Raw genomic sequence first — 11,607 nt, forward strand, 5'->3', positions numbered from 1 at the left:
TCGATGGGATGATGGCGGGGAACGAGCGCGCCGCGGGCGCGAGGCAGGGAGCCGGACGGCGAGTGAGCGACGACGAGAAGGCCAGGGCGGCGACGATCTTCGACGTGGCCCGGCTCGCGGGAGTGTCGCACCAGACGGTCTCGCGCGTGCTCAACGACCTGCCGAACGTGCGGCCGGCGACGCGGGCCCGCGTCGAGCAGGCGATCAAGCAGCTCAGGTACGTGCCCTCGCCGGCAGCCCGGGCGCTCGTCACCCGCCGCACCCGCACGGTCGGATTGATCGTCACCGGCGCCCCCGACTACGGCCCCTCGAGCACGGCGCTGCACTTCAACGAGGCGGCGCGCGATGCGCGCTACTCGGTCATCACGTCGAGCATGCTCGAGACGGATGCCGCGAGCATGCGCTCGGCGGCCGAACTCCTCGTGCGGCAGAACGTCGAGGCGATCGTGCTCATCGCCGCGCATCGCGCGGCGTTCGACTCGCTCGACGGCATCGAGCTCGGCGTGCCCGTCGTCGCCGTGGCATCCGAGGACCGCGGTTCGATGCACCGCGTCTGGCTCGACCAGTACGCCGGAGCGCGGCTCGCCGTCGAGCACCTCATAGGTCTCGGGCACCGGAACATCCGGCACCTCGCCGGGCCGACCGACTCGATGGATGCCACGGAGCGCGTGCGCGGGTGGGCGAACGTGATGGGCGAGCACGGCCTGCCGGCGCGCGAGCCGCTCGTCGGTGACTGGTCGCCCGGCAGCGGGTACGTCCACGGGAGGGTGCTCGCCGAGGACCGGGAGATGACGGCCGTCTTCGTGTCGAACGACCAGATGGCACTCGGCGTCATCCACGCCCTCGCCGAGGCGGGGCGCTCGGTGCCGGGCGACGTGAGCATCGTCGGCTTCGACGACATCCCCGAGGCGGAGTTCTTCGCGCCGCCGCTCACGACCGTGCGCCAGGACTTCCTCGAGCTCGGTCGCGATGCGATGGCGGGGGTGCTCGCGGCGCTGGGCGACGACGACCGGATGCCGGCGCCGCGCGTGCCCGACCTCGTCGTGCGCGACAGCACCGCGGTGCTCGGCGGGACGCCTGCTGTGCCCGACGATGCCGATCGGACGGCCGTCTCCTCCTGACCTCGTGGGGGAGGGCCGTACCCGGGTCACTCCTGCATGAGCATCCGGCCGAGGCCCGTCCGTGTGCCGGCATCCGCCGGATCCTCATGCGCGCGGGCGGTGCGGGCCGAGAGCAGGTGAGCGCTCCAGAAATGTGAGCGCTCACGTTTGTTGCGTACAACACCAAATACGCCGTGGAAATGGGTCTGGCGGCGATCGATCCGGGCTGTTACGGTTCCGTGTTGTGAGCGCTAACACCGCTCGCACGAGTGCTCCACCACCCACTCCCGACGAAGAGAGCGAGGACGGTCGATGACGACCAGAGCCACGCGCGGCCCGCGAACGCCGCGCCAGACCGGAGCCCCCGACGCACCATCGCGTCGCGGGCGCCGCACCGCACGACTGCCGATCTCCGGCGCCGTCGCGATCGCGCTGATCGCGCCGCTCGGGGCGATCACGATGTCGTCGGCCGCCATGGCCGAGACCCCGGCCGAGTCCGCCGCGGCGAGCGTGGTGATCCCGCACCTCGACGACGTGCGCGGCAACCTCGCGCTGCCCACGACCGGCGAGGGCGGTGCCGAGCTCGACTGGGCGTCGAGCGCGCCCGACGTCATCGCACCCGACGGCGTGGTCTCGCGGCCCGCCGCCGGTGCCGACGCCGTGCCGGTCACGCTCACCGCCACGGCGAGCCTCGACGGCGAGACCGCGACCCACGACTACGCCGCGACCGTGCTCCCGCTGCCCGAGTCCGAGCCGTACGAGGCGTACTTCTTCCCGCACTTCGTGGGCGAGTCCACGCCCGACGGCGAGGAGATCTCGTTCGCCGCGAGCGTCGGGAACGACCCCGAGCGGTGGATGAGCCTCAACGACGGCGAGTCGGTGCTGGCCTCAACGCTCGGCGAGCAGGGACTGCGCGACCCGTTCATCATCCGGAGCCCCGAGGGCGACCGCTTCTTCCTCATCGCCACCGACCTGAAGATCTACGGCGGCGGCGACTTCGGCACCGCGCAGGAGACCGGCAGCCGCTCGATCATGGTCTGGGAGTCGACCGACCTCGTGACCTGGTCGGAGCAGCGCGAGGTCGTCGTCGCACCGGAGAACGCGGGCAACACGTGGGCGCCCGAGGCGTTCTGGGACGAGGCCGCCGGCGAGTACGTCGTGTACTGGGCCTCGGCGCTCTACCCGGCCGACCTGCCGCCCGAGCAGCGCGACATCTCGACGAGCTACCAGCGCATGATGTACGCCACGACGCGCGACTTCGTGACGTTCTCGGAGCCGCAGGTCTGGATCGACGAGCCGCAGGGCGCGGGCCGCGGCATGATCGACTCGACCGTCGCGAAGGTCGGCGACACGTACTACCGGCTCACCAAGGACGAGTCGTACATGGGCATGCGCCAGGAGCGCTCGACCGACCTGCGCCTGACGCAGGGCGTCACCGAGGGCGACGGCTGGGAGCTCATGGCCGAGCGCGTCGGCTTCGGCGAGCCCAACCCGTGGGGCGGCGAGTTCACCGGCGGCGAAGGTCCCTCGCTGTTCCGGAGCAACACGGATGACACGTGGTACCTGCTGCAGGACCAGCCGTCGTACCACGGCGGCCAGGGCTACATGCTGTTCGAGACGAACGACCTCGCGAGCGCCGCGTGGACCGCGGTGCCGGACGCCGAACTCCCCGAGAGTCCGCGGCACGGCACCGTCATCCCGGTCACGGCGAGCGAGTACCAGCGCCTGCTCGAGGCGTACCAGCCGGACGCGCTCGTCGAGGGCGTCGCGGTCACGCCGGCCGAGCTGAGCCTCGCGCCCGGCGACATCCGGCAGCTCGAGGCATCCGTCACGCCCGTCACCGCCGAGGACCGCAGCGTCACCTGGTCCTCGAGCGACGACGCCGTGGCATCCGTCGACGCGACCGGTCTCGTGACCGCGGTCGGCGACGGCACGGCGACGATCACCGCGACCTCGACGCGCGGCACGTCGGCGCAGGCGGCGGTCGTCGTCGCGACGCCCGGCGCGCCCGAGCTGCCCGCCGAGGCGTGGGTCGACGAGTTCGACGCCGACACGCTCGACGAGCGGTGGAGCATCGTCTCCGAGATCCCGAGCGCGTGGTCGCTCTCCGAGAACCCGGGCTCGCTCACGCTGCAGTCGCAGCGCGGCGACACCTACCAGGGCGACAACACCGCCGACAACGTGTTCCTCGTCGACGTCCCCGTCGGCGACTTCACGGCCTTCACCTCGGTGACGGGCGCGGTGGCGAGCGACTTCCAGGGCGCCGGGCTCATCGCGATGGCGAGCCTCGACGACTACGTGCGCGCCGGCCTCACGAACGTGAGCTTCGCGCCCGGCGGTCCGACCGTGATCGAGAACGGCGTGGAGCAGAGCGCGGTCTACCGCTCGACGTTCACCGCGCGCCCGGGCTCGACGCAGGAGCACCTGCGGCTGCAGCGCACGGGCGACGAGATCGTCACGAGCTACTGGACCGGCTTCGAGTGGGCGGAGGCCGCGCGTGCGACGGTCGACTTCGACGTCACCCGCATCGGCCTCTACGCGCTCGCCGCTGGCGCCGCGCCGAGCCACGAGGCGTCGTTCGACTTCTTCGCGCTCATCGAGCCCGAGGGTGCCGACGAGGTGCCCGAGGGGGCGTTCACGCTGCGCCGGGACGGCGACGCGTCGAGCCTCGCCGAGGGCGACGACGGCACGATCGGCTTCGTCTCGGAGCGCCCGTTCGCCCAGCTCGCATTCACGGCGGAGGAGCTCGCGGGCGACCCCGAGGCATCCGCTCGCCCCATCGCCCTCACCGAGCAGGGCGGCGACCGCCCGGTCGTCGTGCGCGACGGCGTGGTGGCGTTCGGTGCGGCCGGCGACGAACCGACCGCGTTCCGACTGACGGATGTCGGCGGCGGCAAGGTCGCGCTGCGCACGGGCGACGGCACCGGGTACGTCGGCGTCGACGCCGACGGCGCGCTCGTGATCGGCAGCGAGGCGGATGCCGCGCGGCTCGAGATCGTGCCCGTCGAGATCGCCGAGCACTCGATCGCCATCGACACGGCGGCCGAGCGCACCGACATGAGCGACGACCTGTACGGCATCTTCTACGAGGACATCAACTACGCCGCGGACGGCGGGCTCTACGCCGAGCTCGTGCGCAACCGCTCGTTCGAGTTCTCGACCGCCGACAACGCGTCGTTCAACGCCCTCACCGCCTGGCAGCAGGTCGAGCGCGGCAGCGCCGGCACGATCGCCGTCGGCACCGACCGCGCTCGCTGGCTGAACGAATCGAACCGCGCGTCGCTCACGATCACCGCCGACGGGCCCGGCATGGGCGTCCGCAACATCGGGTACAACCGCGGCGTGCACGTCGAGGAGGGGGAGTCGTACGACTTCTCGGTCTGGGCGCGCTCGGCCACCGCGCAGGAGCTCACCGTCGCGGTCGAGGACGCGGACGGCACGACGCGGTTCGCGGCGGGCACCGTCTCGGTCGCGGGCGACGACACCTGGCGCAAGGCCGAGGTGCGGCTCACCGCGAACGCGACGACGGATGCCGGCCGGCTGGTCGTGCTCACCGGCGCCGCCGGTTCGATGCAGCTCGACATGGTCTCGCTGTTCCCGGTCGACACGTGGGTCGGCCCGGTGAACGGGAAGAGCGTGCTCCGCAAGGACCTCGCCGAGAAGGTGGAGGCGCTCGACCCGAGCTTCCTCCGCTTCCCCGGCGGCTGCGTCACCAACGTCGGCACGTTCGACACCTACCTCGAGTCCGACGGGCAGGACCGCCGTCGCACCTACCAGTGGAAGGAGACCATCGGACCGGTCGAGGAACGCCCGACCAACTGGAACTTCTGGGGCTACAACCAGTCGTACGGCATCGGCTACCTCGAGTACCTGATGTGGGCCGAGGACCTCGGCGCGACACCGCTCCCGGTGGTGTCGGTCGGTGCGAACGGCTGCGGCAGCAGCATCCCCGAGATGACGGATGACGCGCGCATCGACCGCTGGGTGCAGGACACGGTCGACCTCATCGAGTTCGCCGTCGGCGACGCCGAGACGACCGAGTGGGGCGCGAAGCGCGCCGAGCTCGGCCACCCGGAGCCGTTCGACCTGCGCTACATCGGGCTCGGCAACGAGGAGAACACCGACACGTTCCAGGCGAACTTCCCGAGGTTCCGCGACGCGGTCGAGGCCGCCTATCCCGAGATCACGATCATCTCCAACTCGGGGCCGGATGACGCGGGCGCACGCTTCGACGAGCTGTGGGAGTTCAACCGGGCCCAGGGCGTCGACATGGTCGACGAGCACTACTACAACGACCCGGCCTGGTTCCTGCAGAACTCGGAGCGGTACGACGCGTACGACCGCGAGGGGCCGCACGTGTTCCTCGGCGAGTACGCCTCGCGCGGGAACACGTTCGGCAACGCGCTCGCCGAGGCGGCGTACATGACGGGGCTGGAGCGCAACTCCGACCTCGTCGAGCTCGCCTCCTACGCGCCGATGTTCGCGAACGAGGACCACGTGCAGTGGGCGCCCGACATGATGTGGTTCGACAACGACGAGTCGTGGGGCTCGGTGAACTACTACACGCAGCAGATGTTCATGACGAACGTCGGCGACGAGGTGGTTCCGTCGACCCACACCGAGGCGGATGCCGCGAGCGACCTCGACGGCGGGGTGTTCCTGTCGACGTGGGCGACCAGTGCGGCGTACGACGACGTGAAGGTCACGTCGAACGCGACCGGCGCCACGCTCTACGAGCAGTCGTTCGAGTCGGGTTCGGACTGGTCGCCGGTCGCCGGTTCGTGGGCCGTGCAGGGCGGTGAGTACGTGCAGTCGTCGACCTCGGTGACGGATGCCCGGTCGCTCATGCCCGACGCCTACGCGCAGGACTGGTCGAACTACACGCTCGAGCTCGACGCGCGCAAGCTCGCCGGGTCGGAGGGCTTCCTGATCGGCTTCGCGGCCGGGGGTCCCAACGACTATTACTGGTGGAACCTCGGCGGGTGGAACAACACCCGGTCCGTGCTCCAGCAGGCCGCCGGCGGCGGCGCCGGCGAGGTCGCGGCGCTCGAGGGCCGGTCGCTCGAGACCGGTCGCGACTACCGGGTGAAGATCGTCGTGGACGGCTCGACCATCGAGCTCTACCTCGACGGCGAGCTGCAGCTCACCTACACCCAGCCGAGCGCGAAGGGCCTGTACCAGGTCGTCACGCACGATGAGGAGACCGGCGACACCGTGCTGAAGGTCGTGAACCCGACGGGCGCGACCGCGCGCACGGCGGTCTCGGTCGACGGCGGCATGGTCGTGGACGACGAGGTCGGCGTCACCGAGATGGTCGGGGCGCCGGGCGACGTGAACTCCAAGGCCGAGCCCGAGCACCTCGTGCCGGTCGAACGGTCGTGGGACGGCGGCGCGAACGAGTTCACGTACGACTTCCCCGCGTACTCGATCACGTTCCTCACGCTCCGCGAGCACGTGCCGACCTGCGAGGTGTCGTACGTGATCGAGGGCAACTCCAAGCGGGCGTTCGACGCGAACCTCACCATCTCGAACACCGGCGACGAGCCGATCGACGGATGGGAGCTCGGGTTCGACTTCGACGGGTCGCAGACCGTGAAGAACGGCCGCGACGCCTTCTGGTCGCAGGACGGATCGTCGGTGACGGCGACCAACCTGCCGTGGAACGGCAGGATCGACCCCGGCGCGAGCATCGAGCTCGGGTTCAACGGCCGCGTGAACGGGGGTGCGAACGAGGTGCCGACGGCGTTCCTGCTGAACGGCGAGCCCTGCGCGACCGGCTGACGCCGCGTCATCCGCTCACTGGGGGCGCCGTCCGCTTCGGCGGGCGGCGCTCCTCCGCGCGTGCGGGCGAGCGACGGCGGTGGACAGTGCAGCGAGGTCGGAGCAGAATGCGGGGGATGGCGTCCACCACGCTCCGGTTCGAACTCGTGCGGGTCATCCCGGCGCCGATCGACGAGGTCTTCGCGCGCCTGACCGACTTCGCGGGATACAACGAGTGGATGCCCGAGACGGGCACCATCCTCACCCACACCGAGCAGACGTCACCCGGGGAACCGGCACTCGGCACGACGTTCCTCGACCAGACGACGACCGGGCCGACGCCGGGCGAGATCGTCGAGTTCGACCCGCCGACGCGCGTGGTCTTCCACTGGTGGGATCCTGGCAGGAAGGGCCGCATCGCGATCGAGGGCTGGCCGGGCTACGCCCTGGAAGCCGTCGACGCGAGCACGACGCGGGTCCGGCACTTCGCGGCGCTGCGCGCCCACGGGGTCAGCCGCATAGCCATGCCCGTATGGCGGCGCATCGCCCTGCGGGAGCGCACCACGACGGTCGACGCCCTGCAGGCATCGTTCGAGCTCGCCTGAGCGGCAGGCGGCTTCAGGCGGAGACGGGTGCTGCAGCCGAGGCGGCGAGGCCGGCGCGCACGCGAGCGGATGCCGCGGCGATCGCGCGCTTCTCGTCGGGCTCGAGCTGGTCGAGGAAGAGCTCGCGGATGTCGCGGGCGTGGTCGCGCATGGCCCGGAGCAGCGCGCGACGGCCGTCGCGCGTGAGGACGATCATCGAGCCCCGGGCGTCGGTGTCGCACTCGACGCGCTCGACGAGTCCGCGGCCGACCATCCGGGTGAGCTGGTGCGAGACGCGGCTCTTCTCCCACCCGATGAGCTCGCCGAGCGCGCCGGGCCGCAAACCCTGTGCGGGACCGCGGAACAGCTCGAGCAGCAGGCCGTAGTCGGCCTGCGAGATGCCCGCGTCGCGCTGGAGCCGGCGGTCGAGCTCGCGCGCGAGCTCGGCGTGCATGAGCGAGAAGCCGTCGAAGAGCGCCCACTCGGCGTCGTCGACTTCGGAGACCTCGGTGGCGGGCATGGCGCCATCCTACCGGGATCTGGTTGACGTGTCATCCAAACGGGTTATGATGACGTGTCAACTACTTCCCCCGAGAGAGGACGACACATGTCCGCAGTCAGGATCGGCATCATCATCGGCAGCACTCGGCCGGGTCGCGTCGGAGACCAGGTCGCCCGATGGGTGCTCGAACAGGCCGCAGCGCGGAGCGACGCCGAGTTCGAGCTCGTCGACCTCGTCGACTTCGCCCTGCCCCACCTCGACGAGGCGATCCCGCCCGCCATGGGCCAGTACGCGCAGGCGCACACCAAGGCCTGGGCTGAGAAGGTCGACTCGTTCGACGGCTACATCTTCGTGACTCCCGAGTACAACCACTCGACCTCGGGCGCCCTGAAGAACGCGCTCGACTTCGTCTACGGCGAGTGGAACAACAAGGCCGCCGGGCTCGTGAGCTACGGCTCGGCCGGCGGCACGCGCGCGGCCGAGCACCTGCGCCTCATCCTCGGGGAGCTGCAGGTCGCCGACGTGCGCCAGCAGGTCTCGTTCTCGCTCATGACGGACTTCGAGAACTGGTCGACGTTCACGCCGGCCGGCTACCACGCCGGCATGCTCGCGACGCAACTCGACCAGCTCGTGCCGTGGGCGCTCGCGCTCCGCTCGGTGCGCGAGGCGGGGGAGCTGGCCGAGGCGGCCTAGCCGACCGGCACCCGCGACGACGGGCGCCGCGAACCGGCGCCCGCCGTCGGGTCAGCGCGGCACGTGCTCGTCGAGGAAGTCGGCGATGCGCGCGGCCATCTCCTCGGGCTGCCACGAGTGCTGCACGGCGGGCACGGTGCCGCGCTCGGCGTTCGGCATCGCGGCGACGATCGCGTCGGCGGCCGGCGCCATCTCGTCGAGGGTCTGCTCGCCGACGAGCACGAGCGTGGGCGCCTCGATCGACCCGAGCAGCTCGGCGTGCGGAGCGGACTGCGCCCAGGCGAGCGACTCGGCATCCGCCTCGAGGCTCGGCCCGATGCGCACCATGAGCGGCCAGGACGGGCTGCCCTTCGCCTGTTCGAGCCACTCGCGCGGCATGTCCTTCATGAAGTACTCGACGACCGCGTCGGGGTCGTCGCCCGCGACGCGCTCGCGGATGCCGGTGAGGAACTGCGCGCCATCCGACCCCTGCTCGGTGCCGATCGGCACCTCGAACGCGACCATCGCGGTCACGGGCAGCCCGTGCGCGGCGGCCGCGAGCGCGATCGCCCCGCCGGAGGAGTTGCCGAAGAGGGCGACGCCCTCGCCGAGCTCGTGGATGCGCTGCAGCTCGGCGACGATCGCGCGCAGGTCGGCGAGGGTCTCGTGCAGGCCCATGGGCACGTCGTGGGCGCTCTCGCCGCGTCCGCGCCGGTCGTAGTTGACGACCGTGTAGCCGCGCTTGGCGAGGTGCGTCGCGAGCTGCTTCGTGGCCGGATCGAAGGCGCGGAACTGGAACGCGCCGCCGACGAGCACGACGGGCGGGCCCTCGCCCTCGCGGTCGTAGGCGATCGAGGCGCCGTCGTGCGAGATGACGGTGTGGGACATGCGGTCCTCCCTCGCAGGTCCGAGCCTGCGTCGGTGCTGCTGCATCGGGTCTGGGCTGCGTCGGTCTGGTCCGTCGTCAGGCTAACCCGGGCGGTCGGATGCCGGTAGGGGGCGCACAGTGTCCATTCCGGGTCTGCGCCGAGGCACTCGATCGCGGCGAGCACGATCTCCGTCGGGTGCGCTGCGACGCCCGCGCATGAGGCTGGGCGGCCCTTGCGGGAGATCGAGGGGAGGGTTATCGTGCGCGCACCGTCCGACCGATCAGGCAGAGGAGCAGCTCATGCAGGATCTGACCGTGGATTTCATCATGTCGCTCGACGGCTACGGCGCCGCCGAGGGATGGCCCGGTTGGTGGGGGCTTGAGGGGCCGGAGTACCTCGGATGGCTGGAGGGGCTTCCCGAACGGGACCACCCGATCCTCATGGGAGCGACCACCTACCGCGTGATGTCCGCCCTCACCGCGGCCGGCGAGGAGGGCACCGACGTCCTCGATGACGTCGAGAAGCACGTCTTCTCCTCCACCCTCACGGAGCCGCTCGAGTGGAAGAACTCGATCCTCGTGCGCGAGGATGCCGTCTCGTACGTCCGACGCCTGAAGGAGGTGTCGGATCGTCCGCTCCGCACGCTCGGCAGCGTCTCGCTCTGCCGCTCGCTGCTGCGCGCGGGACTCGTCGATCGATTCCGCGTCGTCGTGTTCCCGGTCATCACGAGCGCGACCGGGCAGGAGCGCATCTTCGACGGCTACCCCGACGTTCGCCTCGAACTCGTCGAGGCGCGCACCTTCGACCGGCGCAGCCAGCTGCTCGAGTACGTGCCCACTGTGCTCACGGGCCCGCCCTCGGCCTGATCCCGCTCACCACCGCGCTCGCTTCGGGGACATGCCGCGACGCGCCGTGCCATCCGTCGCCGCAATGTCGGTGGGTGGTGGCAGCATTGCCAGCGGACGCCACCACATCTTGTGGTCGGCAGGCCGATGAGGGCCAGATGTCGGGTCGGGGGAGCCGGTATGTCGCGTGAGCTCGTCGCAGGCGGGGGTCGTCGCGCCGTCGCCAGGGCGGTGCGGATGCCTCGTGCAGGCGTGGTGCGAGGGCGACACGCCGACGACACGCCCGACATCCATGCACAGGCTCGCTCTGCACAGATGAGCACCCCTGTGGAGAACCGGAACGTCAACCGCGAGAATCCGCCGATCAGCCCGGCTTCGACCTGTTGATGGACTGTGGATGGCGCGGTGGAAAACTACACGAATGTAACTACATCATCTTGGGGTCGTTCCGAAGGTCAGACACTAGATGTAGTATTGAAGGACCGAAGCAACACCGGGGGAGAGGCTCCTGGAGGAGCCAGAGAAGAGGGGTCACAGAGATGACGGTCACGGTCTACACGAAGCCTTCCTGCGTGCAGTGCAACGCCACGTACCGCGCCCTCGACAGCAAGGGCATCGAGTACGAGGTGCTCGACCTCTCGCAGGACGAGACTGCGCTCGCCGCGGTCAAGGAGCTCGGCTACTTGCAGGCACCGGTCGTCATCACCGACGAAGGCCACTGGTCGGGCTTCCGTCCCGACAAGATCGACGAGCTGGCGTCGCGGCTGGCGTAACGACTCCCGGGCGCATCGGCCGGGGGGTCGTGATGCAGCACCAGGAGCAGCCATGACGAACCTCATCTACTTCTCCAGCGTGTCGGGCAACACGGCGCGCTTCATTGAGAAGCTCGGACGCCCGGCGGCGCGCATCCCGCTGCACGCGAAGGATGCCGCGCTCGTCGCAGACGAGCCGTTCGTGCTCGTCGTGCCCACCTACGGGGGAGGGGACGGCAAGGGCGCCGTGCCCAAGCAGGTCATCAGGTTCCTGAACGACCCGCAGAACCGGGCACTCATCCGCGGCGTGATCGCCGCCGGCAACACCAACTTCGGAACGGCCTACGGCCTCGCGGGCGACATCGTCGCCGCGAAGTGCCATGTGCCGCACCTGTATCGCTTCGAAGTATTCGGAACACCAGACGACGTTCGCGCCGTCGACGAGGGATTGGACGCATTTTGGTCAACGCAGCAGCAGGCGCCGCAGGCGACAGTGGCGTAGCGGTCATCGACGCACCGCGGG

The 11,607-nt window shown here is 70.5% G+C and carries 9 protein-coding genes; 7 read left to right on the forward strand and 2 right to left on the reverse strand.

Annotated elements, in window-relative coordinates:
• Window positions 1–62 precede the first annotated feature (62 nt).
• The 3 genes from ACULK2_RS02930 to ACULK2_RS02940 all read left to right on the forward strand — a co-directional run bounded on the left by ACULK2_RS02930 (window position 63) and on the right by ACULK2_RS02940 (window position 7,465).
• On the forward strand, window positions 63–1,121 hold the full coding sequence (locus tag ACULK2_RS02930; RefSeq protein ID WP_445969062.1) for a LacI family DNA-binding transcriptional regulator: 1,059 nt from the start codon (window positions 63–65) through the stop codon (window positions 1,119–1,121).
• 291 nt (window positions 1,122–1,412) lie between these two features.
• Complete coding sequence (locus ACULK2_RS02935) at window positions 1,413–6,881, forward strand: alpha-L-arabinofuranosidase family protein (RefSeq protein WP_445969061.1); 5,469 nt, start codon at window positions 1,413–1,415, stop codon at window positions 6,879–6,881.
• Window positions 6,882–6,997: 116 nt separating this feature from the next.
• Entirely contained in the window at window positions 6,998–7,465 is a 468-nt protein-coding gene (locus ACULK2_RS02940; RefSeq protein WP_445969060.1) for an SRPBCC family protein, read from the forward strand.
• 13 nt (window positions 7,466–7,478) lie between these two features.
• On the opposite strand, the gene ACULK2_RS02945 is transcribed toward ACULK2_RS02940, so the two are convergent.
• Window positions 7,479–7,964 carry a MarR family winged helix-turn-helix transcriptional regulator gene (locus ACULK2_RS02945; protein WP_445969059.1) on the reverse strand — a complete coding sequence of 162 codons (486 nt, stop codon included), beginning with the start codon at window positions 7,962–7,964 and terminating at the stop codon, window positions 7,479–7,481.
• An 87-nt stretch (window positions 7,965–8,051) separates the two neighbouring features.
• Here ACULK2_RS02945 and ACULK2_RS02950 point away from each other — a divergent pair, with 87 nt between their 5' ends.
• The gene (locus ACULK2_RS02950) at window positions 8,052–8,639 is read left to right on the forward strand and encodes an NADPH-dependent FMN reductase (RefSeq protein WP_445969058.1); all 588 of its coding nucleotides are present in this window, start codon (window positions 8,052–8,054) and stop codon (window positions 8,637–8,639) included.
• A 51-nt stretch (window positions 8,640–8,690) separates the two neighbouring features.
• On the opposite strand, the gene ACULK2_RS02955 is transcribed toward ACULK2_RS02950, so the two are convergent.
• Entirely contained in the window at window positions 8,691–9,506 is an 816-nt protein-coding gene (locus ACULK2_RS02955; RefSeq protein ID WP_445969057.1) for an alpha/beta fold hydrolase, read from the reverse strand.
• A 280-nt stretch (window positions 9,507–9,786) separates the two neighbouring features.
• Here ACULK2_RS02955 and ACULK2_RS02960 point away from each other — a divergent pair, with 280 nt between their 5' ends.
• The 3 genes from ACULK2_RS02960 to nrdI all read left to right on the forward strand — a co-directional run bounded on the left by ACULK2_RS02960 (window position 9,787) and on the right by nrdI (window position 11,586).
• Window positions 9,787–10,353: a dihydrofolate reductase family protein gene (locus ACULK2_RS02960; protein WP_445969056.1), complete on the forward strand. Its 567-nt coding sequence runs from the start codon at window positions 9,787–9,789 to the stop codon at window positions 10,351–10,353.
• 518 nt (window positions 10,354–10,871) lie between these two features.
• A complete protein-coding gene (nrdH, locus tag ACULK2_RS02965; protein ID WP_154347074.1) occupies window positions 10,872–11,105 on the forward strand; it encodes a glutaredoxin-like protein NrdH in 234 nt (77 codons plus the stop codon).
• Between the two features lie 52 nt (window positions 11,106–11,157).
• Window positions 11,158–11,586 (forward strand): class Ib ribonucleoside-diphosphate reductase assembly flavoprotein NrdI, encoded by a 429-nt coding sequence (nrdI, locus tag ACULK2_RS02970; protein WP_445969055.1) that lies wholly within the window; start codon window positions 11,158–11,160, stop codon window positions 11,584–11,586.
• The last annotated feature ends 21 nt before the right edge of the window (window positions 11,587–11,607 follow it).

This window comes from Agromyces molybdatiresistens (genome assembly GCF_052748445.2).

Coding starts and splice junctions, on each gene's coding strand:
- ACULK2_RS02935 (WP_445969061.1), top strand. CDS start 1,413: ATGACGACCAGAGCCACGCGCGGCCCGCGAACGCCGCGCCAGACCGGA.
- ACULK2_RS02940 (WP_445969060.1), top strand. CDS start 6,998: ATGGCGTCCACCACGCTCCGGTTCGAACTCGTGCGGGTCATCCCGGCG.
- ACULK2_RS02945 (WP_445969059.1), bottom strand. CDS start 7,964: ATGCCCGCCACCGAGGTCTCCGAAGTCGACGACGCCGAGTGGGCGCTC.
- ACULK2_RS02950 (WP_445969058.1), top strand. CDS start 8,052: ATGTCCGCAGTCAGGATCGGCATCATCATCGGCAGCACTCGGCCGGGT.
- ACULK2_RS02955 (WP_445969057.1), bottom strand. CDS start 9,506: ATGTCCCACACCGTCATCTCGCACGACGGCGCCTCGATCGCCTACGAC.
- ACULK2_RS02960 (WP_445969056.1), top strand. CDS start 9,787: ATGCAGGATCTGACCGTGGATTTCATCATGTCGCTCGACGGCTACGGC.
- nrdH (WP_154347074.1), top strand. CDS start 10,872: ATGACGGTCACGGTCTACACGAAGCCTTCCTGCGTGCAGTGCAACGCC.
- nrdI (WP_445969055.1), top strand. CDS start 11,158: ATGACGAACCTCATCTACTTCTCCAGCGTGTCGGGCAACACGGCGCGC.